We start from the raw sequence: 23431 nt of genomic DNA, 5'->3' as shown, positions 1-23431 counted from the left end.
GCCATGGCCGGGAAGCGCAGTGCCGGACTGCTGCTGTACCGGGGCACGGCGACCGGGGTCGAGGTGCTGCTGGCGCACATGGGCGGGCCGTTGTGGGAGCGGCGGGACGCGGGGGCGTGGACCGTGCCCAAGGGCGAGTACGTACCGCCGGAGGAGGCGTGGGACGCGGCCCGGCGGGAGTTCGAGGAGGAGCTGGGCATACCGCCTCCCGACGGACCCGGTCTCCCGCTGGGCGAGATCCGCCAGTCGGGCGGCAAGGTGGTGACGGCCTGGGCCGTCGAGAGCGATCTCGATCCGGAGCAGGTGGTGCCCGGCACCTTCGAGATGGAGTGGCCGCGCGGCTCCGGGGTGCTCGCCGCCTTCCCCGAGATCGACCGGGTGGCCTGGTGCGGCCCGGACGAGGCGCGGACGCGGCTGGTCGCGGGCCAGCGGGTGTTCCTGGAGCGGCTGGCGGAACGGCTCGCGAGCGGGGCCTGACCCGGGCGCCGCGCACTCCCCGGCTTCACCACCCGCGCAGGCGGTATGCCACCACTCGCCCTGGACACCCCGTTGCCCACCCGGCAATCTGGCGGCGGGGCCGTGCCACCAGGTCCCGAACGGGGGGCCCTGGCCACAGGGTCATGAGCATGCCGCGGGGGCCGCATGTTGCGTATTCACTTCGAAGACCGGGATGTCGCGCGGGTGCAGATAGCCGCCGAACCCGATCCACTGTGGGAAACCGTGCTCGCCCTGCACCATGTCGCCCCACCGGGGCGCGGGGTGCCGGTCTACGGCGCCTGGCGCGCCCGCGCCCGCCGCGAACTCGACGCCCGCGGCCTGACCCGCGCCGCCCGGCTGATCAGCGCACTGGCCCCGGCCGACGCCCGCTACTTCCCGGACTTCCTCACCCCTGACGCGGCCCGCGACGGGCTCGCCGCCGGGCTGGCGGCGCTGCGGGAGACCTCCCCGGTCCGGCTGACGGCGGAATCGGCGCGGGCCGCGCTGCCGGACCGGCTCCCGCGCTGGACCGCCGCACTGGCCGCCGGAAGCCGGGAGCCGCTCGACGAACTGGCCCGCGCCTTCCGGGAGGTGCACCGCGCGGTGATCGCCCCCGACTGGACCGAGGCGGCCGCCACCGTCGACTCCGACCGCGGTGCCCGGGCCCGCGCCCTCTGCCGGGGCGGTGTCGACGGCATGCTCAACAGCCTCCGCCCGGCGCTCCGTTGGGAGCCACCGGTGCTGTACGTCGACTATCCCCAGGACCGCGAGCTGCGGCTGGGCGGGCGCGGGCTGCGGCTGATCCCGTCCCACTTCTGCTGGCGCACACCCATCGCGCTGGCCGACCCCGGCCTGCCGCCGGTGCTGGTCTACCCCGTGGAGCACTCCACGGCGTGGGCGCCGGCCACCACCCGCAGCTGTCATCCGCAGGCGCTGTCCACCCTCCTCGGCCGCACCCGGGCCCGTATCCTCGCCGCGCTCGACGCACCGGCCACCACGGGTGAACTGGCCCGCCGCTTACGGGTCTCCGCCCCCTCGGCCAGCGAGCATGTGAGCGCCCTGCGCGAGGCCAATCTGGCCCGCAGCCGGCGGGACGGCGGTTCGGTCGTCCACGCCCTCACCCCGCTCGGCACGGCACTGCTGCACGGTGAACTCGCCCCCGTCCGGCTGCCGAACTGAGAGGTGCCGGGGCAGCGCGCCGCTCAACGGGGCTCGACGGGTGCCCAGAGCCGGCCGGCGTCGCCCGCGGCCAGGCTGCCCCGGTAGATATCGATCTTGTGGTCGATCATCTTCAGGTTCTCCTGGGTCTCCGCCAGCTTGGCCAGGACGTCGGCGCGGTGGGCTTCCATGAGGGCGAGCCGCTCCGCCTCGTTGCCGGGTCCGGCGGCGACCAGTTCGGCGTAGCGGCGGATGCCCCTGATGGGCATGCCGGTGGCGCGCAGCTTGGTGCAGATGACGATCCACTTGAGGTCGATCTCGCGGTACCGGCGGCGGCCGCCGCTCGTGCGGTCGACCGGGCTGATGACCAGGCCGGCCCGCTCGTAGTACCGCAGCGTGTGTGCGCTGACCCCCGTGCGGCGGGCCGCCTCGGCGATGGTCACGCCCTCCGCGGGCACCGCGGCGGGCCGCGCCTTCGGTTCGGAGGCACCGGATGCTGAGTGCTGCTTGATTTCGAGCACGCTCTAAATCCTAACGTCGGGCCATGAGTTCATCCGTGCTTTCCCCCGCGGCGGCTGCCGAGCTGAGCCCGCGCCGCAAATCCCTGGTGCTCGCGATCTGCTGCGTGAGCATCGTCGTCGTGGTGATGGATATTTCCATCGTCAATGTCGCGCTTCCCAGCATGGGACGCGACCTGCACGCATCCGAATCCGGCCGTCAGTGGGCGGTCGACGCCTACACCCTGGTGCTGGCCGCGTTCCTCGTGCTGGCCGGGGCGACCGCGGACCGGCTCGGCCGGCGGCGCGTCTTCCAGGCCGGTCTCGCGGCCTTCGGCCTCGGCTCCGTGCTGTGCGGACTGGCGCCGGACATCGGCTGGCTGATCGCGGCGCGGGCGCTGCAAGCCGTCGGCGGGACCATGCTCAACCCGGTGGCCATGGCGATCGTCGCGAACACGTTCACCGGTGCCGCCGAACGGGCACGGGCCATCGGGGTCTTCGCCTCGATGTCCGGACTGGCGCTGGCGCTGGGACCGATCCTCGGCGGCGGACTGGTCGACGCCTTCGGCTGGCGGTCGGTCTTCTGGATCAACGTCCCGATCGTGGCCGTGGCGATCGTGTGCGCCGCGCTGTTCGTCCCCGAGTCCCGTGCCGAACGGGCCCGCCGGTTCGACCCGGTCGGGCAGGTACTGATGGTCCTGGTCCTGGGCAGTGTCGTCTACGCGATCATCGAGTCCGGCGCACTCGGCTGGACCTCACCGGTCATCCTCGGGCTGCTCGCCGTGGCCGCGTTCGGCGTGGCGGGCCTCCTCGGATATGAACCGCGCCGTGCCGACCCGCTCCTGGAACTGCGCCTGTTCCGCAGCGTGCCGTTCAGCTCCGCGATCGTGATGGCGCTGTTCGGCCTGTGCGGCTTCGGCGCGTTCCTGTTCGTGACCACCCAGTACCTTCAGGACGTGCGCGGTCTGTCACCGGTGGCGGCCGGGCTGTGCCTGCTCCCGGTCGGGCTGCCGGTCCTGGTGGTGGCGCCGCTGACCGGGCGCGTGGTCGGCACGCGCGGTCCCCTGTTACCGCTGGTGGTGGCGGGGACGGCCCTGGCCCTCGGCGGCGGCCTGTCGCTGGGGCTCGGCCCGGCGACTCCGCTGCCGGCCGTGCTGGCGGTCCACCTGCTGTTCGGCGTCTTCCTCGGCGCGGTCAACCCGCCGATCACCAACGTGGCGCTCGCCGGCATGCCCCGCTCGATGGCCGGGCTGGCCGGCTCGCTGGCCTCCACCGGCCGCCAGACCGGCACCACACTGGGCGTCGCGATCTCCGGGACCCTCATCGGTCCGCAGATCGCCCATGGCGGAACGGCGTTCACGGGCGCGGCGCACCGTGTGGGGTGGATGCTCGTCGTCCTCGGCGCGGGCATCCTCGTCCTCGCCGCGGTCAGCGCCGGCCCGTGGGCACGCGCCACGGCCGCACGCGCGGGCATGCTGGTCGATCACCGGCCGTGAGGCGGGAGGTGCGCCGGGCGCCGCGGACGGCGGGGTGGGTGGGGGCGCCCCGCTACTGGCGGGCCAGGGAGCGGGTGATGCCGGTCGCGATCGTCGTGGCCAGCGTCCAGCCCGTGATGACCAGCAGATACGAGAGCCACTGGTATCCGCCCCGCGGTGCGAAGGCCCCCTCCTGTCCGAAGCCGATGATCGGCATCAGTAGATCGAGGGTGTAGAAGAAGGGGTTGAAATCGGGGGCCTCGTCGCTCTTCAGCGGGCGGGGAGGGTGCAGGGCGAAGGCGAGGGCGCCGGTGAGCAACAGGGCCAGCAGCCAGCCGGCGGCGCGCATCGGCCGGAAGCCGTAGCCGACCGTGGCGTCCTGAAGGTGGCCCCAGACCTTGGCGTACCAGGGAAGGGTGCGGCGGTGGCGGCGGAGTTTGGCCAGCAGGACGGTACGGGCGGCGGCTTCGTCCCCGGCCGCACGGTAGGCGCCGGCGAGCTGCTCGTAGGAGTACGACACATAACCCGCGCGCTCGCGCTCCAGCACCGGGAGCCGTTCCTCGGCGGGCAGGTGCGGAAGCAGCGAGCCGTAGGTGAGCCGGTCGAGCTTGACCTCGTCCGGCCAGACCTCCGGCGGGACGTACAGGACGTCGAACTGGGCGCGGCGCAGATTGACCGTGCCCACCACGGGCTTCGCCTCGCGCAGCCACATCTCGCCCACGACGCAGCTGCTGACGCGTAACGCCACCCCACCGGGGTTGGCGAGGGCGGCATAGGCGAGGTTGAGCTGGCCACCGATCCGGGCACCGCGCAGGTCGACCCGGCCGTGGGCCCGCAGCCGCATCGCGTGCACGTCGGTGCCGACGCTGAGGGTCTGGGCCTCCAGCGCGTGATCGCCGGGGGCGTTGAGCTGTGCGTCGTCGAGCGTGACCTGTCCGCCGACGGTGGCGCCGTTCAGCCGGATCCGGCCGTGGGTGACCAGGCCGGGGGCCCAGAGGTCGGTGCCGATGTCGGCGTGGTTCAGCTGGAGAACGGGTTCCTCCGGCGGCTCCGCGGCGGCCGGATCGCCGAAGTGGGCCCCGTTGGCGAAGACCGCACCGGATGTCTGCGCCCCGGCCAGCCGCACCGGCCCCTTGATACGGCAACAGGTGAGCCGCAGCACTCCGTCGACGTGGAGGTGTCCGGCCATGAGCCCCGGCAGGACCGAGTCGTTCAGCGCCAGGATGCGCAACGTCGCGCCGTACAGGTCCGGGGTCTCCTCGAAATGGCAGGAGCGCAGCCGTACCGGGTGCTCCACCCTGCCGTACTTGAGGTTCAGCTCCCCGGTGATGCGGGCGCCCCACAGTTTCAGCCCGGCTATCTCGCCGTCCCGTGAGGGGCCGTTGAGCAGCAACACCCGGAGCACCGCGGCGCGTACGGTCCGCTCGGGGCCCCAGGTGGCGCCGTCGGCCGGGTCTTCGTCGGCGGTCTCCCGGAAGTCGACGCCCTCGCCGAGGGGGAACGCCTGCCAGACACGGCGTTCCGCTGGGGTGAGCCTGGTGATCTCCACCGGCCGGATGCTGTCGCGCGGGTGCAGTAACTGTCAACCAAGGGCTGTGCGGCCAGGCCTGCTGCATGTTCCCGCGCCGCGCTCCGAGTTGGCGCCCGCCCGCCCCGGGGCGGCCCCCAAAAGGACCGCCCCGGGCTCCGCTCACGGCCGTACGAGGATCTTCCTGCCCTCGCCCGCCCGGAAGCGGCCCAGCGCCTCCGCGTAGTGGTCCAGCGGGAGCCGGTCGCTGATGAAGACCTCCGGGTCCAGCACGCCCGCCGCGAAGAGCTCCGCGGCGCGTTCATAGCTGTGCAGGACGGCCATCGAGCCGGTGATGGTGATCTCCTGGTTGTAGATGCGGTAGGGCTCGATGGTGGCGCGGGCGGCGTAGTCGGCGACGCCGAACTGGAGGAAGGTGCCGCCCTTGCCGACCCGCCCCAGCGCGTCCTGGATGGCGTGCTCGTTGCCGGTGGCGTCGATCACCACGTCCCAGCCGCGCGGGCGGTCCAGCTCGTCGGCGGAACCGGCCGCGGCGCTGCACCCCAGCGTGCGGGCGGTGGCCAGCCGCTGCGGGTTGATGTCGACGACATCGACCCCGGCGGCACCGGTGCGCTTGGCGAGTTCGAGCATCATCAGGCCCATGGTGCCCGAGCCGTAGATGAGGACCCGGGTGCCCAGTTGCTGGGAGCGCAGGATGTCGTAGCCGCGTACGGCGCAGGAGAGCGGCTCGATCAGCGCCGCGTCCTCGGTACGGATGTGCTCGGGCAGCTTGACGCAGTTGCCGACCGGGGCGACGGCGAACTCGGCGGCGCCGCCGGCCGTGGTCACCCCGATGGCGGCCCAGCGCTCACACAGGTTGTTGCGGCCGATCCGGCAGTAGTGGCACTCGTGGCAGTAGAGCGAGGGATCGACGGCCACCCGGTCGCCCTCGGCGAGTTCGGTGACCGCGCTGCCGGCCGCCACGACCGTACCGGCGAACTCATGGCCCGGCACGACCGGCAGGGTGGGCGCGAACTCACCCTGGAGGATGTGCAGATCGGTGCCGCACAGCCCGCAGGCGGCGACCGAGACCACGACCTCGCGGGGGCCGGGCGCCGGGTCCTCGACGGTGGCGACCTCGACGGTCCCGGGGGCGCTGATCACTGCGGCTTTCATTTCACGGCTCCAAGCGACAGGCCCTGGACGAGTTTGTCCTGGGCGGCGAACCCGGCGGCGATCACCGGGAGCGAGATGACGGTGGCGGCGGCGCACACCTTGGCCAGGAACAGGCCCTGGCTGGTCACGAGTCCGGTCAGGAACACCGGCGAGGTGCCGGCCACGATCCCGGTCAGGACCCGCGCGAACAGCAGCTCGTTCCAGCTGAAGATGAAGGAGATCAGGGCCGTGGCCGCGATGCCCGGCATGGCGACCGGCGCCACGATCCGGGTCAGGGTGGTGGTCAGCCCCGCGCCGTCGATCGAGGCGGCCTCCAGCATCTCCACCGGGACCTCGGCGAGGAACGAACGCATCATCCACACCGCGATCGGCAGATTCATCGAGGTGTAGAGCAGGACCAGCAGCCAGATGCTGTCGAGCATCCCGGTGTTCTGCGCGACGAGGTAGACCGGCAGCAGCCCGGCCACCAGCGGCAGCATCTTCGTGGACAGGAAGAAGAAGAGGACATCGCTCCACTTGCGCACCGGCTTGATGGCGAGGGCGTAGGCGGCGGGCACCGCCAGCAGCAGCACCAGCAGGGTGGAGGCGACGGAGGCGGTCAGCGAGTTGATCAGCGGCGGCCAGGGGCTGATACCGCTGCCCGCGCCGAAGAACTCGCGGTAGCCGTGCAGACTCAGCCCGGCGCCGAGGCTCGGCGGGTTGGTCGCCGCGTCCGTCTCGCTGTGGAAGGACGTCAGCACCATCCAGGCGACCGGCAGGAAGAAGCCGATCCCGCACAGCCAGGCCACCAGGCCCAGCAGGGTGCCGGTGTGGCGCCGGCGCCGGGTGCCGGGGGAGCCGGGGCGGCGCGGGGCCAGGAGCGGGCGGTTCATCGGGTGACCTCCTCGCGCAGCAGGGACGAGACGGTGCGCAGTGCGAAGGTCGCCACCAGCAGCGAACACAGCACCACGACGACGCCCTGCGCGGACGCCCGCCCGTAGTCATGGGCCTGGTAGAAGGTCTGGTAGATGGTGTACGGCAGGTTGGCCGTGCCGAGGCCGCCGGACGTGATGGTGAACACCGCGTCGAAGTTCTGCACGACGTACACCGTGCCCAGCAGCGCGGCCAGTTCGAGGTAGCGGCGCAGATGCGGCAGGGTCAGATAGCGGAAGATGTCGAAGGCGGAGGCGCCGTCCATCCGGGCCGCCTCGATGGCGTCGGTGGCCCGGCTCTGTAGCCCGGCCAGCAGGATCAGCATCATGAACGGCGTCCACTGCCAGATCAGCGACACCTCCACCGCGGCCAGCGGCGAGTCGGTCATCCAGTCCGGCTGCGGCGGGTCGTCGCTGCCGAACAGCCGCCAGATCCAGGTCAGCGAGCCGTTGAGCAGCCCGTACGAGGCGTTGTACAGCGCGTGCTTCCACAACAGGGCGGAGGCGACGGGTACGACCAGGAACGGCGTGATGAGCAGCGTGCGGACGATGCCGCGCCCGCGGAAACCACGGTCGAGCAGCAGCGCCAGCCCCAGCCCCAGCAGCAGGCTGACCAGCACCACGGTCACGGTCAGCAGCACCGTCGTGCCCACCGAGGCCCGCATCGCGGGATCGGTGAAGACCGCCCGGTAGTTGTCGAAGGCGGCGAAGCCGCGGTTCTCGGGCGCCAGCGCGTTCCAGCGGGTGAAGGAGATCACCACGGTGGCCACGAACGGCAGTTGGGTGACGATGACGAGGAAGACCAGCGCGGGAAGCAGCGGGGCGCGGCGGGCCCAGTTCCTCGCCCGCTCGGTGCGGCGGGCACGGGCCGCCGGGTCACCGCCGCGGTCCACGGCGGCCACCTCGGCCGCGGGGGCCGGTTCAGTGGTCCGTATAGGCATCGGACACCTCCTGCGCCGGTCGCCGGCTGTTCTTCAGGGCCTCGGACACGCTCTGCTTCCCGGCGATGGCCGAGCTGATCTCGTGCGACACCTTGGTGCCCAGGTCCGCGAACTCGGGGATGCCGACGAACTGGATGCCGGGGGCCGGGCGCCGCTGAACGCCGGGGTCGCCGGGCCGGGCCGAGCGGATCGCCCGCTCGGTCGGGCCGGCGAACGCCCCGGACGCCTTGAGGTAGGCGGGATCGCGGTAGAGGGAGGCCCGTTTGCCGCCGGGCACGTTCGCCCAGCCCAGCTCGCGGCCCACCAGCCGTTCGTAGTCCTTGCCCGAGGCCCAGCGGATGAACTGCCAGGCCGCGTCCTGGTGCGTACTGGCCTTCTGTACGCCCCACGCCCAGGTGTAGAGCCAGCCCGCGTCCCGGGTCCGCTCCACCGGCGCCGGTGCGTAGCCGACCTTGCCCGCGACCTTGGAGCCGTCGCCCTCCAGCGAACCGGCGCCGGCCGTCGCGTCGTACCACATGGCGACCTTGCCCTGCTGCATGTCGTTGAGGCACTCGGTGTAGCCGGCCTGCGGGGCGCCCGCCTCCCCGTGCTTGCGGACCAGATCCACGTAGAACCGGGTGGCCCGGGTGAATTCCGGGCTGTCGACCCGCTGCTGCCAGTCCTTGGTGAACCACGTTCCGCCGAAGGTGTTGACGACGGTGCTCAGCGGGGCGGCCAGCTGGCCCCAGCCCGGCTGGCCGCGCAGACAGATCCCCTTCATGCCCTTGCGGAAGCCGTCCAGCTTCGCCGCCAGGGCGGCCACCTGGTGCCAGGTGGGCCGGGCCGGCATGGTCAGCCCGGCCTTCTTGAGGAGGTCCTTGCGGTACATCAGGAACGAGGACTCGCCGTAGAAGGGCTGGGCGTAGATCTTGCCGTCGGCGGCCGTGAGGGAGGAGCGGACCGGCGGGAGGATGTCGCCCTGGTCGAATTCCCGGTCCTTGGCGGCACGGGTGCCCAGTTCGGTCAGCCAGCCGTTGCGGGCGTAGATGGGCGTCTCGTAGTTGCTGACGCTCGCCACGTCGTACTGCCCGGCCTGGCTGGAGAAGTCCTGGCTCATCTTGTCGCGCAGATCGTCCTCCGGCAGCACGGTGAAGTTCACCTTGATGCCGGTCTCCTTGGTGAAGTGCTCGGCGGTGAGCCGCTGAAGATCCACCATCTGCGGGTTGTTGACCATCAGGACGTTGATGCTGCGGCGGCTCTCGTTGCCCGCGTCGCCGGCGCCGCGGTAACAGCCGGCGGTGGACAGCGCCAGCGCCACGGCGAGGGCGGTCAGCCCTAGGGAGCGGCCGCCGCGGCCTGGTCCGGGGGGTCGTGCTCTCACGGCTCGTACCTTTCTGGGGACAAGGGGGCGTGCGTGTCCGGCGAATGCCGCACAAGCGGCGGTTCCGGGGCGTACGGCGCCGTTTCGCGGGTACGCCCGGGAGCCGTCCGACGGCCGGCGGTGCGGGCCCGGCCTTCGGCGGTCAGCTGTGGGGGATGTGGTGCCGCGGTGCGGGGCCGGTCGTCCGGCGGCCCCGGCCGCGGTCAGACCCGGAGCACCTGCGGCCCCAGGAGCGAGTAGCGATGCGCCTCCGGCGCGGACAGTCCCGCGTCGGTGACGATCGTGTCGAAGTCACGGACCTCGGCGAACCGGCAGAAACTGCTGGCGCCGAATTTGCTGTGCACGCCGACCAGCACCCGCCGCCGCGAGGAGCGGACGGCCTGCTCCTTCACCTCGGCGACCGCCGGATCCGGGGTGGTCAGACCGTGCTCCCGGGAGACGCCGTTCGCCCCGAGGAACGCCAGGTCGATCACGAACCGGGCGAGCATGTCCCGGGCCCAGGACCCCACCGTCGCCTGCGTCCCGGAGCGGACCCGGCCGCCGGCCAGCAGGACGGTGGTGGATTCGGACGCCGCGACCAGCGAGGCGGTGCGCAGCGAGGCGGTGAGCACGGTCAGCGGGCGGTCGGTGGGCAGCAGCGTGGCGACCAGCTCCGGGGTGTAGCCCTCGTCGACGAAGACCGTCTCGGCCTCGCCGACCAGCGCCGCGGCGGCCGCCGCGATCCGGCGCTTCTCGTCCACCTGCTGGGTCTCCCGCCGGGCCAGCGTGGTCTCGAACCCGGCGCTCTCGACCGGGTACGCCGCGCCGTGCGTACGCCGGACCAGGCCCCGGCGCTCCAGCTCGCTCAGATCGCGCCGGACGGTTTCCCGGGCGACCCCGAATGCCGACGCGGCCTCGGCGACCTCGATCCGGCCGGACTGCCGGGCGAGCGCGAGGAGGCGATGCTGGCGTTCCTCGGCCCTCATGGTTCTCTCCTGCCGCTTTCTGTGTGCTTCCGGTCTGCGTTCGGTCACGAGGTTGCCCGTTTCCGCCCGCATCAGGTTTATAGCAACCGGGGCGGCGCCGCAGGCTGCCCGTCACAGCAAAAAACCTGACCGCTTCCGCCCGCTTCCGAACGCTGTCAGCCTGGCCGTACGCACGAACGGGTGCCCGTACGGCACGTGGGGAGGGTCCGTCCGGGCGCGGCGGGCCGGGGCGGCGTCCGGGGCGGTCCGATGTGCGCCGGCCGGCCACCGCGGTGGTGCAGCGGGCGGCGGCGCTTAGTCTGGACGGCATGAGCTCGGAGATGCGGTCGTTGGCGGTCACTGCGATCGTGCAGGCGGATGAGTGTGCGGTGTTGCGGGTCAGCGGAGAGCTGGACCTCCGTACCGAACAGGCGTTTCTGGCCGAGGCCCGGGAGGTGGTCTCGGCCGGCCACCGCTATCTGGTGCTCGATCTGACCGCCCTGCGCTTCTGTGACTCACGGGGCCTGAGCTGCCTGCTCGCCCTGGAATGGCTCTGCCGGCGTCTGGAGGGCAGGCTGCTGCTGGCCTCGCTCGGCGTACGGATGCTGCGGCTGCTGGTCGGCACCCAGTCCCTCGGGGTCTTCTCCTGCTATCCCACCGTGGGCCATGCGCTGACCGCGGTCCCCGACGCCAGCCGCCCGGCGTGGCCGCCCGGGGTGGAGGACCCGGCTGTGGAAGCCGACGACATCTGAGCCCGGCGGCCCGCCGTCCGGGCAGGTCACCGGCCCGGACGGGGACGGGCGCGGCGGGTGGCTACTCGGCCCGGCCCAGGTCCCGGACGAGCGTGGGGGAGGGGCGGGGGATCTCGCCGAAGTCCTCGTCGTCGCTGTCCACGACGAGACGGTTGATCACATTCTCCAGCGCGGACGGCAGGGTCGGGGCGAGCCCGCTGTGCCACTGGACGAGAAGGTTGTGCCGGGCCGCGTCCGGCAGCAGCTGTTTCTCGTCGAACGCGGCCACCGAGCGGCGCTCCTCGTCCGGCGCGTGGGCGGCCTGCTCGCGCCAGTAGGCGGCATCGCGGTACTCGCCGTTGCGGCGGTGCGAGAGATACAGACAGTAGGCGGCCGTCCGGCTGCCGGCGCCGGCGCCGAAGTGCCACCAGAAGTGCGCCGCGTCGGTGCGCCCGGTGATGTGCAGCAGACAGGCGAAGACCAGCGCGCCCTCGGGGTCGATGTGGTGGTCGTCGACCAGCCGTTCCAGACTCGCCGCGGCGGCCGCGGCATTGACGACCAGCGCACAGGCCAGCTGGAGCTCATGGGTGGCCTCGTCCCGGGCGCTGGGATAGGTGCTGGGCGCGCCCTGGTCGGCCCGGACCGTCCGCACCGTCGTCGGACGGCCGTCCGCGGCCGCCGCGCCCGCGCGCGGGGACGCGCCGAGGCAGCTGAGCGCGCCCGCGTCATCGAGGTCGCGGAAGCCGGCCAGATCATCGATGCCGGACACCGCCGCGGCCGCGCTGAGCAGTGTCTCGACGGTCTCCCGGCGGTCGGCGGGGCGGGTGTGCCACATGGTCAGTTCCCCCTTGCGTTTCCCTGATCGATACCGAGCGCGGCCGCGAGCTTGCGCTTGCCGCGGCTCGCATAGGAGCGGACGGTGACTTCGTCGACGCCGAGCAGCGAGCCGATCTGGGCGTCGCTGTACCCGATGACATGGCGCAGCACGATCACATCGCACTGCCGCTCCGGCAGCCGGGCGATGGCCGCGTACAGCCCCAACTGGCTCTCCAGCATGGCGAATTGCTGCTGGCACTCGCGCAGCAGGGCGTGGGTGACGACGGCGAAGGCGGCGGTCTCGGTGAGCGCGGTGGGCTGCTGGTGGTCGTACAGCCACTCCACGACCCGTTCCTTGAGGACCGACCAGGCGTAGGCCTCCACCGACGCCTGCCGCAGCGCGTGCGGCCACAGCCGGCCGAGCTGCCCGTAGGCGGCCCGGGTGACCTCACGGGCCGCGGCCTCGCTGCCCGTGTGCAGATAGGCGTAGGTCAGCCACTTCCGCGCGTGCGTGGCCAGAAAGGCCTCGAAAGTGATCGACAGCCGGTGGTCGAACGGGTCCGATGCGGAGGCCGGGAGCGAACAGCGGGGGAGTGGCGATAACTCCGCGGCACGGACATGCGCCGGAGCGCACGCCGGTAGCGGTCGGTCCCGGTCTGCGCTCACGAGCCGTCCTCGTTCCGTTGGACATGCACCGAGCCGGGCGCCGAGGCGCCGCCGGCAGCGGGAGAGCGGTTGCTCTCACCTTCCAATGAACCGGAAAGTGAGCCCGTTTGTGGCACCGGTAGGGCAAAAATCTGCCGCTGCGTATTCATATGACTACGCATGACAGTGGCATGTGACCGCGCATGACCGTGGCATGGCCGCCCGTCATGGGACGCTCGGGTGTGCTCCGGCAGGATCCGTGACATACGGGGCACCATGCGCCAACGGCCGGGCGTGCGACGGTGTTTGACGCGCTCTCGGCGGCGCGCCGCGCACGGAACGGGCATCATGGTGCGGGGGGGAGGCGCCGGGCGGGATGCCGGATTGGGGAGGCAGCGCACGATGAGCGAGCACGATTCCGTGGTGGACCTACAGCTGGACCGGGCCCACTCGTCCCGGATCTATGACTATTTCCTGGGCGGCAAGACCAACTTCCTGGCCGACCGGATGGCCGCCGGGAGCGTCCTGGGTGTCTTCCCCGCCGCGCTGGTCGCCGCCCGCATCAACCGCGAGTTCATGCACCGCGCCACCCGGGTCCTCGCCGCCTCCGGTCTGCGGCAGTTCCTCGACATCGGCACCGGCATCCCCACCCCGCCGAACCTCCACGACATCGCCCAGGGCACCGCCCCCGACGCCCGGGTCGTCTACACCGACAACGACCCGATCGTCCTCGCGCACGCCGCGGCCCTGCTGATCGGCACCGCCGAGGGCCGCACGGCGTACGTCCAAGCCGATGTCAGCGACCCCGAGGGCATCCTCACCGCACCTCAGCTTCTCGACACCCTCGACCTGACCCGCCCGGTCGCGCTCAGTCTGAACGCCCTGATGCACTTCGTCCCCGACGACGGCGAGGACCGCGCCCACACCATCGTCGAGACCCTCAAGGCCGCACTGCCCAGCGGCAGCACCCTGGCGCTGAGCCATGCCACACCGGACTTCAGCCCCGAGGCGATGCGGAAGATCATCAAGATCTACGGCGATGCGGGCACCCGGCTCCAGTTCCGCTCCCGCGCCGAGGTCCTGCGCTTCTTCGACGGCTGGGAGCTGCTGGAACCGGGCCTCACGCTCCCTCACCAGTGGCGCCCCGAACGCCCCGAGGACGCCACCCATGTCACGGACGCGGAGGCCGCCTGCTACGCGGGCGTCGCCCGCAAACCCTGAGCGGGCGCGGCCGGCGGCCTCCCACGCGGCGTCGCTACTCCTTGCGGTAGCCGTACGCCTCCCCGGCCGCCGCCGCGACCGCGTTCAGATCCGCCCCGGCCGACGCGGTGACCACGGCGGCCACCGCGCCCTCCACGAACGGCGCGTCCACCAGCCGGGCGCCCTCGGGGAGTTCGTCCCCCTCGGCGATCAGCGCCTTCACGGTCAGTACGGCGCTGCCCAGGTCGACCAGGACCGCCACACCCGCACCACGGTCCACCGACCGCGCCGCCTCGGTGATCAGCTCCGCACTCGTGCCGAGACCGCCGTCCGGGGTACCGCCCGCGGCGGCCACCGGCACCGTGTCCCCGCCGCCGGCCAGCCCGACCGCCAGCGTCGCCACCGACTCCGCGACCGGCCCGCTGTGCGACACCAGCACCACCCCGACCCGCGCGTCCGCGCCGCCGGCCGTCCCGTTCGCCGTACCCGTGCTCACTTGGCCACCTCCGCGAGTGCCGCGAACAGCAGTGCCGAGGACGTCGCCCCAGGGTCCTGATGTCCGATGCTGCGTTCCCCCAGATAGCTCGCCCGGCCCTTTCTGGCCTGCATCGGTACGGTGGCCAGCGCACCCTCCTGGGAGGCCACGGCCGCCGCGTCGAAGGAGTCCGCCAGCGCTGCGACCCCGGGCGTCAGCGCATCGAGCATCGTCTTGTCGCCCGGCGCCGAACCGCCGAGCTGTCCCACCGCGGTCACCCCGGCGGCCAGTGCCGACCGCAGTTCCGCCGCCGAGACCTGCGGTGCCTCGCCCAGCGTCTTGCCGGTGCGCCGCAGCAGCGTCCCGTAGAGCGGTCCGGACGCCCCGCCCACACTGGAGATCAACTGCCGTCCGGCGGCGGTCAGGACGGCACCGGGCGTCGCCGGCGGTTCCGTCTCCAGCATCGTGACGACGGCCGCGAAGCCGCGCTGCATGTTCCTTCCGTGGTCGGCGTCACCGATGGGTGAGTCCAGCTCGGTGAGGCGGTCGGCCTCCCGGTCGATGACGGCGGCGGCCGCCGTCATCCAGCGTACGAAGAACGCGGCATCCAGCACCGTTTCGGACACGGACTACTCCTTGGTTGTTCAGGTACTGAGCAAGAAAGCGATAGGGGGACGGGTCCGGAGGCCCGGTCACCGTCCCCAGCGAAGCCCCGCCGTCTCCACCGGCGCGTCCCACAGCCGCAGCAGCTCCCCGTCGACCTGGCACAGCGTCACCGAGCAGCCCGCCATGTCCAGCGACGTCACATAGTTCCCGACGAGCGTACGGGCCACCGCCACGCCCCGCTCGTCGAGCACCCGGCGGACTTCCGCGTTGAATCCGTACAGCTCCAGCAGCGGGGTCGCACCCATGCCGTTGACGAGCACCAGCACGGGCAGCCGCGGGTCCAGATCCTCCAGGATCGCGTCCACCGCGAAGTCCGCGATCTCGTGCGAGGTCATCATCGCGCGGCGCTCCCGCCCCGGCTCGCCGTGGATCCCGACCCCCAACTCCAGCTCCCCGGAAGGGAGATCGAAGGTCGGGCTGCCCTTGGCCGGGGTCGTACAGGCGCTCAGCGCCACCCCGAAGCTGCGCGAGGACGCCACGACCTGCCGGGCCAGCGCCTCCACCCGCTCCAGCGGCATGCCCTCCTCGGCCGCGGCGCCGGCGATCTTCTCCACGAAGAGCGTCGCCCCGGTGCCGCGCCGCCCCGCGGTGAACGTCGAGTCGGTGACCGCGACATCGTCATCGATGAGCACACTGGCCACCTGCACCCCCTCGTCCTCCGCCAGCTCCGCCGCCATCTGGAAGTTGAGGACGTCCCCGGTGTAGTTCTTCACCAGGAACAGCACGCCGTGGCCGCTGTCCACGGCCGCCGCGGCCCGCACCATCTGATCGGGCACCGGTGAGGTGAAGACCTCGCCCGGACAGGCGGCGTCCAGCATGCCGGGCCCGACGAACCCCCCGTGCAGCGGCTCGTGCCCACTGCCGCCCCCGGACACCAGCGCCACCTTGTCCGCCACCGGTGCGTCCCGCCGCACGATCACCCGGTTCTCGGCATCCACCACCAGCTCGGGGTGGGCCGCGGCCATCCCGCGCAGCGCATCCGTCACCACGGTTTCGGCGACGTTGATCAGCATCTTCATGGGTACCTCCTGGTGAGCTGGCAATCGGGTCGCTGACCGGCGTTTGCCCTGGTCAGGCTGTGGTGATGCATCGCTATCGATCTTGGCGGTCCGGGGGCGGCGAGGGAAGGGGTCCGGCAGGGCGAAGGACGGTTGCGGCCCGCTTTCCTGACGGTGCTTCCGGCTCTTCGCAGGAGTGCGTGGAGCGGAGGTGGGGCCGCCCCGAGGGCAGTATCCGTGCTCAGATCCTCAAGGTCACGTGACGCGGAAACGGCGAGTGTCCGCGTCTCCGGCCCGAGCGGCCCGGGCCGTGACGAAGGGGGCCGGGCCGCCCGTGACGGCAGGTCCGGGATGTCGTGTGAGGGAGGCAACGGGAAATTTGCGCACCTCCGGCACAACCCTTTCCGGCCACCGGCTGTCCCACTCCCTGTCACGAAAACTTCCGGCCCGCGTCGTGCGGCCGACACCTTCGAGGAGCAACCCCGCCATGCCCGAGACGGGCCCCAGATCCGCCCCGCGCTTCAGCATCATCGTTCCGGTCCACAATGTGCAGGGCTATCTTCGCGCGTGCCTGAACTCGCTGCTGGCGCAGGATTTCACCGACTTCGAGGTCATCGCGGTCGACGACTGCTCGCCGGACCGCAGCGGCGAGATCCTGGCGGAGTTCGCCGCCCGCGACCCGCGGGTGATCCACGTACGCCACGAGGAGAACGGCGGTATCGGCGCGGCCCGGAACACCGGCGTCCAGCGTGCGCGCGGCGACTATCTGCTGTTCCTCGACAGTGACGACACCTTCACCGCGGGCGCGCTGCGGGCCATGGCCGGCCGGCTGGGCGAAGCGGCGGACCCGGACCTGCTGCTCTTCGACCATGTACGGACCTACTGGTGGCACGCGGTCCAGCCGAGTGCGGTCCGTGAACTCCTCGCCGGGGCCGGAGCGGAGGTCTTCAAGCCCACCGAGCGCACCGAATTCCTGCATATGTTCGCGGTGGTGTGGAACCGTGCTTTCCGGCGCGACTTCTTCGTGGACAACGGATTCCGGTACACCGACGGGCTCTACGAGGACGCCCTGATGGTCTACACGACCATGCTCACCGCCGAGCGCGCCGTGTGCCTGGACCACGCCTGTGTGGAATACCGCCAGCGCCGGCACGGCAATTCCATGAAGACACCGGGCCTTAAGCACTTCACGATATTCGACCAGTACCAGCGGCTCTTCGACTTCCTCGACGGCCGGCCGGACCTCGACCCGCTGCGGCCGCTGTTCTTCGAGCGGATGGTCAGCCACTTCCTCTTCACCGGCGCGCGGGAGAGCCGGGTGCGGGTCCAGGACCGGCCGGAATTCTTCCGCCGTTCCGTGGCGATGTACCGGCGGCACAAGCCCGCGGGATTCACCCCGCCCCCGGAGGCCGACGCCCTCCGGTTCCAGGCACTGGAACGCGGTTCCTACCGTGCCTTCCAGGCCCTGAATCTGATGAGCCGTACCCGGAAGAGCGGGCAGCAGCGCCTGCGCAAGGCCCAGCGCGCCATGAGCAAGCGGGCCGCCACGAGTTTCTACCGGATGCAGCTGAAGCGCCCCATCGACCAGAACCTCGCCGTCTTCAGCGCCTACTGGAACCGTACCCCCTCCTGCAATCCGCTGGCGATTTACGAAAAGGCCAGGGAAATGGCCCCGCAGCTGCACGGGGTGTGGGTCGTACGCGAGGACGTCGTGGACACCGTGCCGGAGGGTATGGACCACGTCGTCGTCAACAGCCGGCGCTACTGGGAGCTGATGGCGCGCGCGAAGTACTTCGTCAACAACGTCAATTTCGCCGACGCGGTGGTCAAGCGCAAGGGCCAGGTCCATCTCCAGACCCATCACGGCACCCCGCTCAAGCGCATGGGTATCGACCAGCAGAAATATCCGGCCGCCGGCAAGGGAATGAGCATGCGCAAGCTGCTCGAACGCGCCGACCGCTGGGATCTGTCGGTCTCCGCCAACCAGCACACCAGCGAGCAGTGGGAGCGGGTCTACCCCTGTCGTTTCGAATCCATCGACGCCGGCTATCCGCGCAATGACGTCTTCTTCCGGACCGGCGCCCAGGACATCCTGGATATCCGCGAGCGGCTGGGGATCGCTCCCGGCAGCACCGCCGTCCTCTATGCCCCGACGGTGCGCGACTACCAGGTCGGCTATGTGCCGCAGCTGGACCTGGAGAGAATCACCCGCGAACTCGGCCCGGACATCGTCCTGCTGGTCCGTACGCACTACTTCTACGGCCAGGACCCGCACCTTCAGCAGCTCCAGGACGAGGGTGCGCTGATCGATGTCTCCCGGCACCCGTCGGTCGAGGAGCTGTGCCTCGCCGCGGACGCGCTGATCACGGACTACTCGTCGATCATGTTCGATTACGCCAACCTCGACCGGCCGATCATCAACTACGCGGACGACTGGGAGACCTACGTCCGCTCCCGCGGCGTCACCTTCGACCTGCTGTCAGGAAAGCCGGGAGACACCCCGGGGATCGTCGCCACCAGCGAGGACGAGCTGATCGAGGCGTTCCGCAGCGGCCGCTGGAACGGCACCGAGGCCGCCGAGCTGCGCGCCGCCTTCCGCGCCCGCTTCTGCATGTGGGACGACGGCCACGCCGCCGAGCGGGTGGTCAACCGGACCTTCCTCGGCAACCCGGAGCCGGTCCCGGCCCCGCTGCCGCTGTCCGAGCGCACCGTCCCGCCGTCCCCGCCCGAGGCCGCTCGCGCCGTGCAGGATGTCGTCCTCGCCTCCGGTGCGGACACGGCCGCCGGCCGGACGCCGAGCTGACCGGCTGACGGCGGGAGGCGCCGGCCCGGACTCCGGGCCGGCGCCGAGCCCAGGTGTGAGCGGAAGCGGACGGGGCACCCGCAGCGTCGCGTGCCCGTGCCGTCATTCCCTGAGGCCCCTGAGGTCACTGCCCCGGGCCCGCGGATGACCGCCCCAGCAGGGCGGAGATGCGGATGATCCCGCTGGCCCTCAGCCTGGAGGTACGGGAGTCTCCGACGCAGGCGACGTAGGAGCCGGCCCGGCATGGGCATCGTGTCCAGAGGCCGTGCGCATGGCGAGGACGGTGCGCCGCTCCGCAGGCACGGCGCGGTCCGGTGGCGCCGTCGGCGACGCGCAACGTAGGGAGCAGCAGTGACCAGACACCGCAAGTCCTCGCACCCGAAGATGGGCGAGGGCCACAGCATGCACAAGGGAACCGAGCAGCACGGCTGGTCGCCCGACGTCGACCAGACCGAGCAGCAGAAGAACGAGAGCGCCGGCCGGTCGTTCCGCCCGGAGGAGTACGCGCCCGAGAAGGACCGCAGCAAGGAGTCCGGCGGACAGGAGAAGGTCCCTCCGGCGAGCGAGGTCAAGAGCGAGACGCGCTCCGGTGAGCGGCGTGCTGCCGAAACCGAGGAGAAGGGCATGCGGGACATGGGGCGCAAGGGCCCCTCGCGCCGGCCCAGCGGCGGCCGCGACGCGGACGCGCACACCGGAGTCGACCCGCAGGAACCCTGAGGTCCCGGCGGCCCGGCACCCCCGAGGTCACGGCTGCCCGACGCGCGGCGGGGCGGATTCCGTGGTGAGTCCGCCCCGTCGCTGTGAGGAGCGAAGATGAGAGCCCTGACGTGGCACGGCAAGCGCGACGTCCGCGTGGACACGGTCCCCGACCCCACCATCAAGGAACCGACCGACATCATCGTCCGCATCACCTCCACCGGTATCTGCGGCTCCGACCTGCATCTGTACGAGGTTCTCGGCCCCTATCTCGACCCCGGTGACATCCTCGGCCACGAGCCGATGGGCATCGTCGAGGAGGTCGGGCCCGAGGTCACGGAGGTGTCCGTCGGTGACCGGGTGGTGGTGCCGTTCAATGTCTCCTGTGGCACCTGCTGGATGTGCGGACAGGGGCTCCATTCGCAGTGCGAGACCACACAGGTCAAGGACCGGGGGACGGGTGCCGCCCTCTTCGGGTTCTCCAAGCTCTACGGTCAAGTGCCGGGCGGGCAGGCGGAGTTGTTGCGGGTCCCGTTCGGCAACACGCTGCCCGTGAAGGTGCCGCACGGCCCGCCGGACCAGCGGTTCGTCTATCTCTCCGATGTGCTGCCCACCGCCTGGCAGTCGGTCGTCTATGCCGATGTCCCTCCCGGCGGCACGGTCACCGTGCTCGGGCTCGGTCCGATCGGTGACATGGCCGCCCGGATCGCGCTGCACAAGGGCGCGGGCAAGGTCATCGGCGTCGACCTCGTCCCCGAACGCCTCGCCCGCGCCCGCGAGCGCGGGGTGCACGCCCTCGATCTGAACGAGTACGGGAAGAACCTGGGGGAGGAGATCCGCGCGCTCACCGGAGGACGGGGCACCGACGCCGTCATCGAGGCGGTCGGCATGGAGGCCCATGGGGCTCCGCTGGTGCGGGCCGCCCAGAATCTCGCCGGTCTGCTGCCCGACGCCGTGGGGGAGAAGCTGATGGGCCGTGCGGGGGTGGACAGCATGACGGCGTTCAACACCGCCGTCGACGTGGTCCGCCGCGGCGGCACGATCTCGCTCATCGGTGTGTACGGAGGAAGTGTCGACCCGGTGCCGATGCTGACCCTGTTCGACAAGCAGATCCAGCTGCGGATGGGGCAGGCCAACGTCCGGCGGTGGGTGGACGACATCATGCCGCTCCTCAACGACGCGGATGTGCTCGGCGTGGACGGGTTCGCCACCCACACCCTGCCGCTCGAAGACGGGCCGCAGGCCTACCGGACCTTCCAGGCGAAGGAAGACGGCATGGTGAAGACCGTCCTCACGCCCTGATACCCAGGCCGGTGCGGTGGCGGAAGGAATGTTCCGCCACCGCACCGGCCTGGGGGCCCGTCCGGCTACCAGTAGTGCTTGCGGCCGGCGACCGCGTGCCCCATGGCACCGAGGACCCAAAGGATCGCGCCGATGACGGCGAGAATGATGCCGATGGTCCACAGAATGCCGATGCCGGTCAGGAACCCGACGACAAGCAGGATGATTCCGAGAACGATCACGATGCACTCCGATCTGGCATGCGTGTGTATTCATTACTTTGATCCCGTATTGCCCCCGGGGCAACCGCTCGTCGGCGGAGGCCGGCCGTAGCGGCCCGCCGCACCGGCCGGCCCGGCGGGCTGCGGCTGCCGGGCGCGTACGGACGTGCCGCTCGGGAGGCCGGGCCAGGGCGCGCGCTCTACGCTGGGTGAGGAAGCCGGCGACTGAGTGCGGTGAGGCGGTGGAAGGCTCGTGGCCGTACGACACCAGCTGATCAGGCGGTCGCCCGAGGAGCTGTGGGCGGTGCTCGCCGACCGCTCCCGCTACCAGGACTGGGTGGTCGGCACCGCGCGTTCGCGGCCGAAGGACGGCGACTGGCCGGAGGTCGGCGCCACCCTCGAATACACCGTGCGCCTGGGGCCCTGGGAGGCCACCGGGCACACCGTCGTCCGCCACAGCGATCCGCCGCGCACCCTCGAACTCGAGGTGGACAGCGGCCGGCTGGGCACCGCCCGGATCTCCCTCGAGGTGCGTCCCTGGGGCGCCGATTCCCTGGTCATCGTCGACGAACACCCGCTGGCCGGACCGGGCGGACGGCTGCACAACGCGGCGCTGGACGCCCTGCTTCAGCTGCGTCACCGCAGCATGCTCAGCAGGCTCGCCGCGGTGGCCGAAGAGGCCCCGGCCCGGGCGTCCACCGGAGCCTGACCGCCGTTCCGTCCGGTGACGCACCGGTGGCCGGGCCCGGTGCAACGGCGGGGCGGGTGAACAGGAGGCAGCGATGCCGGACGCGGTGGTGATCGGTGCCGGACCCAACGGACTCGTCGCGGCGAACCTGCTGGCCGACGCCGGGTGGTCGGTGGAGGTGCTGGAGGAGCAGGAGGAGCCGGGCGGCGCGGTCCGCAGCGACCGTGCGGTGCACCCCGACTTCGTCAACGACCTGTGCAGTTCGTTCTACCCGCTCGCCGTAGCCTCCCCGGTCCTCGCCGCCCTGAACCTGTACGAAGAGGGGCTTATCTGGAGCCATGCCCCTCAGGTGCTGGCCCATCCGCTGACCGACGGCCGCTGTGCGCTGCTGGGCCGCGCCACGGCCGGCACGGTGGCGGGGCTGGAGACCTTCGGCCCCGGCGACGGCGCGGCCTGGCAGGAACTGTGCGACGTCTGGGACCGGGTCGGCGGCGACCTCCTGGACGCGCTGTTCACCCCTTTCCCGCCGCTGCGTGCCATGGCCCGGCTCGCCGCCCGGCTCCGCGGTGCCGGGGGTCTGCGGCTGGCGCGGATGATGCTGCTGCCCGTACGGCGCCTGGGCGAGGAGGAGTTCCGCGGCGAGGCGGGCCGGCTGCTGCTGGCGGGCAACGCCCTGCACGCCGACCTCACCCCCGAGGCCACCGGCAGTGGCGGCTTCGGATGGCTGATGTCGATGCTCGGCCAGCACTACGGCTTTCCGGTGCCGGCCGGCGGTGCCCAGTCGCTCACCTCGGCCCTGGTGCGGCGGCTGCACCGCCGGGGCGGGGTGCTGCGCTGCGGGGAGCGGGTCGACGAGATCGTCGTACGCTCCGGGCGCGCGGTGGCGGTGCGTACCGCGATCGGTGAGATCGTGCCGGGCCGCCGCGCCGTGCTGGCGGATGTGTCGGTGCCCGCCCTGTACGGCCGGCTGGTCGACTCCCGGCATCTTCCCGGCCGGCTGACGGCGGATCTGCGGCGCTTCCAATGGGACTTCGCCACCTTCAAGGTGGACTGGGCGCTCGGCGGCCCGGTGCCGTGGACCGCGGAGGCCGCCGCCACCGCGGGCACCGTGCATCTGGCGGACGGTATGGACGAACTCACCCGCTTCACCGCCCAGATCGCCGCGGGCCAGGTGCCCGACCGGCCGTTCGCGCTGTTCGGCCAGATGACCACCGCGGACGCCACCCGCTCCCCGCCGGGCACCGAGTCGGCCTGGGCCTACACCCACGTACCCCACCGGATCCGGGGGGACGCGGGGGAGGGCGGGATCGGCGGCGCCTGGGGCCCGGGGGACCAGGAAGCGATGGCGGACCGGCTGGAGGAGCAGGTCGAGCGCTTCGCGCCGGGCTTCCGGTCCCGGATCAAGGCGCGCCGTATTCTCGCCCCGCCCACGCTGGAGGCGCTGGACGCCAATCTGCACGGGGGCGCCCTCAACGGCGGTACGGCCGCCCTCCACCAGCAGCTGGTGTTCCGTCCGCTGCCGGGCCTCGCCCGCCCGGAAACCCCCGTGACGGGCCTCTACCTGGCCTCCGCCGGTGCCCACCCGGGCGGCGGGGTGCACGGCGCCCCCGGCGCCAACGCGGCCCGCGCGGCGCTGCGCACCCGCGCCCCGAACCGCGTCCTCAGCCGGGCACAGCGGGCACTCCACCGGGGCGCCGGTTCACTGCACGCATCGGGAAACTGACGTGATGGGGCGTCAAACTCCTTCTTCTGTCGCCCACTTCAG

23 protein-coding genes are annotated in these 23431 nt (G+C 71.8%); 10 read left to right on the top strand and 13 right to left on the bottom strand.

Annotation, left to right across the window (positions count from 1 at the left end; genetic code table 11):
• The first annotated feature begins 3 nt into the window (after window positions 1-3).
• Window positions 4-477 carry an NUDIX hydrolase gene (locus tag CP981_RS05630; protein ID WP_085924028.1) on the top strand — a complete coding sequence of 158 codons (474 nt, stop codon included), beginning with the start codon at window positions 4-6 and terminating at the stop codon, window positions 475-477.
• A gap of 165 nt (window positions 478-642) precedes the next feature.
• On the top strand, window positions 643-1656 hold the full coding sequence (locus CP981_RS05625) for a winged helix-turn-helix domain-containing protein (RefSeq protein ID WP_085924027.1): 1014 nt from the start codon (window positions 643-645) through the stop codon (window positions 1654-1656).
• 23 nt (window positions 1657-1679) lie between these two features.
• Here CP981_RS05625 and CP981_RS05620 read toward each other — a convergent pair whose 3' ends face one another.
• The gene (locus CP981_RS05620; RefSeq protein ID WP_208852898.1) at window positions 1680-2156 is read right to left on the bottom strand and encodes a MerR family transcriptional regulator; all 477 of its coding nucleotides are present in this window, start codon (window positions 2154-2156) and stop codon (window positions 1680-1682) included.
• Window positions 2157-2179: 23 nt separating this feature from the next.
• Between CP981_RS05620 and CP981_RS05615 the strand changes: the two genes are divergently transcribed.
• A complete protein-coding gene (locus tag CP981_RS05615; RefSeq protein WP_085924026.1) occupies window positions 2180-3628 on the top strand; it encodes a DHA2 family efflux MFS transporter permease subunit in 1449 nt (482 codons plus the stop codon).
• 52 nt (window positions 3629-3680) lie between these two features.
• Here the strand turns inward: CP981_RS05615 and CP981_RS05610 are convergent, their stop codons facing one another.
• From CP981_RS05610 to CP981_RS05585, 6 genes are all read right to left on the bottom strand, one after another.
• Window positions 3681-5156 (bottom strand): membrane-associated oxidoreductase, encoded by a 1476-nt coding sequence (locus CP981_RS05610; RefSeq protein WP_085924025.1) that lies wholly within the window; start codon window positions 5154-5156, stop codon window positions 3681-3683.
• A gap of 141 nt (window positions 5157-5297) precedes the next feature.
• Window positions 5298-6290 (bottom strand): zinc-dependent alcohol dehydrogenase family protein, encoded by a 993-nt coding sequence (locus CP981_RS05605; protein WP_085924024.1) that lies wholly within the window; start codon window positions 6288-6290, stop codon window positions 5298-5300.
• On the bottom strand, window positions 6287-7162 hold the full coding sequence (locus CP981_RS05600; protein ID WP_244329565.1) for a carbohydrate ABC transporter permease: 876 nt from the start codon (window positions 7160-7162) through the stop codon (window positions 6287-6289). The genes CP981_RS05605 and CP981_RS05600 overlap by 4 nt, the downstream gene beginning before the upstream one ends.
• Window positions 7159-8142 carry a carbohydrate ABC transporter permease gene (locus CP981_RS05595; protein WP_107429519.1) on the bottom strand — a complete coding sequence of 328 codons (984 nt, stop codon included), beginning with the start codon at window positions 8140-8142 and terminating at the stop codon, window positions 7159-7161. The genes CP981_RS05600 and CP981_RS05595 overlap by 4 nt, the downstream gene beginning before the upstream one ends.
• Entirely contained in the window at window positions 8123-9502 is a 1380-nt protein-coding gene (locus CP981_RS05590) for an ABC transporter substrate-binding protein (RefSeq protein ID WP_085924023.1), read from the bottom strand. The genes CP981_RS05595 and CP981_RS05590 overlap by 20 nt, the downstream gene beginning before the upstream one ends.
• Before the next feature lie 203 nt (window positions 9503-9705).
• Window positions 9706-10467, bottom strand: coding sequence for a DeoR/GlpR family DNA-binding transcription regulator (locus CP981_RS05585; RefSeq protein ID WP_085924022.1), 762 nt, complete (start codon window positions 10465-10467; stop codon window positions 9706-9708).
• 308 nt (window positions 10468-10775) lie between these two features.
• On the opposite strand from CP981_RS05585, the gene CP981_RS05580 reads away from it, so the two are divergent.
• Complete coding sequence (locus CP981_RS05580; RefSeq protein WP_244329564.1) at window positions 10776-11198, top strand: STAS domain-containing protein; 423 nt, start codon at window positions 10776-10778, stop codon at window positions 11196-11198.
• A 61-nt stretch (window positions 11199-11259) separates the two neighbouring features.
• On the opposite strand, the gene CP981_RS05575 is transcribed toward CP981_RS05580, so the two are convergent.
• Together CP981_RS05575 and CP981_RS05570 are read right to left on the bottom strand one after the other, a co-directional pair.
• The gene (locus tag CP981_RS05575; protein ID WP_085924020.1) at window positions 11260-12012 is read right to left on the bottom strand and encodes a hypothetical protein; all 753 of its coding nucleotides are present in this window, start codon (window positions 12010-12012) and stop codon (window positions 11260-11262) included.
• 2 nt (window positions 12013-12014) lie between these two features.
• Window positions 12015-12659, bottom strand: coding sequence for an RNA polymerase sigma factor (locus tag CP981_RS05570; protein WP_085924019.1), 645 nt, complete (start codon window positions 12657-12659; stop codon window positions 12015-12017).
• Between the two features lie 381 nt (window positions 12660-13040).
• Between CP981_RS05570 and CP981_RS05565 the strand changes: the two genes are divergently transcribed.
• Window positions 13041-13859, top strand: coding sequence for an SAM-dependent methyltransferase (locus CP981_RS05565; protein WP_085924018.1), 819 nt, complete (start codon window positions 13041-13043; stop codon window positions 13857-13859).
• Window positions 13860-13893: 34 nt separating this feature from the next.
• Here the strand turns inward: CP981_RS05565 and dhaM are convergent, their stop codons facing one another.
• The 3 genes from dhaM to dhaK form a co-directional block, all read right to left on the bottom strand.
• On the bottom strand, window positions 13894-14334 hold the full coding sequence (gene dhaM, locus CP981_RS05560) for a dihydroxyacetone kinase phosphoryl donor subunit DhaM (RefSeq protein WP_085924017.1): 441 nt from the start codon (window positions 14332-14334) through the stop codon (window positions 13894-13896).
• Complete coding sequence (gene dhaL / locus CP981_RS05555) at window positions 14331-14927, bottom strand: dihydroxyacetone kinase subunit DhaL (protein ID WP_085924068.1); 597 nt, start codon at window positions 14925-14927, stop codon at window positions 14331-14333. Before dhaL ends, dhaM begins: the two co-directional genes overlap by 4 nt.
• 78 nt (window positions 14928-15005) lie before the next feature.
• Complete coding sequence (dhaK, locus tag CP981_RS05550; RefSeq protein WP_085924016.1) at window positions 15006-15998, bottom strand: dihydroxyacetone kinase subunit DhaK; 993 nt, start codon at window positions 15996-15998, stop codon at window positions 15006-15008.
• Between the two features lie 466 nt (window positions 15999-16464).
• Here dhaK and CP981_RS05545 point away from each other — a divergent pair, with 466 nt between their 5' ends.
• The 3 genes from CP981_RS05545 to CP981_RS05535 all read left to right on the top strand — a co-directional run bounded on the left by CP981_RS05545 (window position 16465) and on the right by CP981_RS05535 (window position 20778).
• Window positions 16465-18780 carry a bifunctional glycosyltransferase/CDP-glycerol:glycerophosphate glycerophosphotransferase gene (locus tag CP981_RS05545; RefSeq protein ID WP_085924015.1) on the top strand — a complete coding sequence of 772 codons (2316 nt, stop codon included), beginning with the start codon at window positions 16465-16467 and terminating at the stop codon, window positions 18778-18780.
• Window positions 18781-19131: 351 nt separating this feature from the next.
• The gene (locus CP981_RS05540; RefSeq protein WP_085924014.1) at window positions 19132-19497 is read left to right on the top strand and encodes a hypothetical protein; all 366 of its coding nucleotides are present in this window, start codon (window positions 19132-19134) and stop codon (window positions 19495-19497) included.
• Window positions 19498-19593: 96 nt separating this feature from the next.
• On the top strand, window positions 19594-20778 hold the full coding sequence (locus CP981_RS05535) for a zinc-dependent alcohol dehydrogenase (protein WP_085924013.1): 1185 nt from the start codon (window positions 19594-19596) through the stop codon (window positions 20776-20778).
• Window positions 20779-20843: 65 nt separating this feature from the next.
• On the opposite strand, the gene CP981_RS37565 is transcribed toward CP981_RS05535, so the two are convergent.
• Window positions 20844-20999: a DUF6131 family protein gene (locus tag CP981_RS37565; RefSeq protein ID WP_085924012.1), complete on the bottom strand. Its 156-nt coding sequence runs from the start codon at window positions 20997-20999 to the stop codon at window positions 20844-20846.
• Window positions 21000-21231: 232 nt separating this feature from the next.
• Between CP981_RS37565 and CP981_RS05530 the strand changes: the two genes are divergently transcribed.
• Both CP981_RS05530 and CP981_RS05525 read left to right on the top strand, forming a co-directional pair.
• Window positions 21232-21687, top strand: coding sequence for an SRPBCC family protein (locus CP981_RS05530; RefSeq protein ID WP_085924011.1), 456 nt, complete (start codon window positions 21232-21234; stop codon window positions 21685-21687).
• Between the two features lie 73 nt (window positions 21688-21760).
• Window positions 21761-23389: a phytoene desaturase family protein gene (locus CP981_RS05525; RefSeq protein WP_085924010.1), complete on the top strand. Its 1629-nt coding sequence runs from the start codon at window positions 21761-21763 to the stop codon at window positions 23387-23389.
• The last annotated feature ends 42 nt before the right edge of the window (window positions 23390-23431 follow it).

The organism is Streptomyces platensis (assembly GCF_008704855.1).
Taxonomy (GTDB): domain Bacteria; phylum Actinomycetota; class Actinomycetes; order Streptomycetales; family Streptomycetaceae; genus Streptomyces; species Streptomyces platensis.
This window is presented reverse-complemented; position numbering and strand designations above follow the sequence as displayed.

What these genes read in the sequence shown, in the direction of transcription:
- CP981_RS05630 (WP_085924028.1), top strand. Translation starts at nt 4, where the DNA reads ATGGCCGGGAAGCGCAGTGCCGGACTGCTGCTGTACCGGGGCACGGCG.
- CP981_RS05625 (WP_085924027.1), top strand. Translation starts at nt 643, where the DNA reads ATGTTGCGTATTCACTTCGAAGACCGGGATGTCGCGCGGGTGCAGATA.
- CP981_RS05615 (WP_085924026.1), top strand. Translation starts at nt 2,180, where the DNA reads ATGAGTTCATCCGTGCTTTCCCCCGCGGCGGCTGCCGAGCTGAGCCCG.
- CP981_RS05605 (WP_085924024.1), bottom strand. Translation starts at nt 6,290, where the DNA reads ATGAAAGCCGCAGTGATCAGCGCCCCCGGGACCGTCGAGGTCGCCACC.
- CP981_RS05600 (WP_244329565.1), bottom strand. Translation starts at nt 7,162, where the DNA reads ATGAACCGCCCGCTCCTGGCCCCGCGCCGCCCCGGCTCCCCCGGCACC.
- CP981_RS05595 (WP_107429519.1), bottom strand. Translation starts at nt 8,142, where the DNA reads ATGCCTATACGGACCACTGAACCGGCCCCCGCGGCCGAGGTGGCCGCC.
- CP981_RS05585 (WP_085924022.1), bottom strand. Translation starts at nt 10,467, where the DNA reads ATGAGGGCCGAGGAACGCCAGCATCGCCTCCTCGCGCTCGCCCGGCAG.
- CP981_RS05580 (WP_244329564.1), top strand. Translation starts at nt 10,776, where the DNA reads ATGAGCTCGGAGATGCGGTCGTTGGCGGTCACTGCGATCGTGCAGGCG.
- CP981_RS05575 (WP_085924020.1), bottom strand. Translation starts at nt 12,012, where the DNA reads ATGTGGCACACCCGCCCCGCCGACCGCCGGGAGACCGTCGAGACACTG.
- CP981_RS05565 (WP_085924018.1), top strand. Translation starts at nt 13,041, where the DNA reads ATGAGCGAGCACGATTCCGTGGTGGACCTACAGCTGGACCGGGCCCAC.
- dhaK (WP_085924016.1), bottom strand. Translation starts at nt 15,998, where the DNA reads ATGAAGATGCTGATCAACGTCGCCGAAACCGTGGTGACGGATGCGCTG.
- CP981_RS05545 (WP_085924015.1), top strand. Translation starts at nt 16,465, where the DNA reads ATGCCCGAGACGGGCCCCAGATCCGCCCCGCGCTTCAGCATCATCGTT.
- CP981_RS05535 (WP_085924013.1), top strand. Translation starts at nt 19,594, where the DNA reads ATGAGAGCCCTGACGTGGCACGGCAAGCGCGACGTCCGCGTGGACACG.
- CP981_RS05525 (WP_085924010.1), top strand. Translation starts at nt 21,761, where the DNA reads ATGCCGGACGCGGTGGTGATCGGTGCCGGACCCAACGGACTCGTCGCG.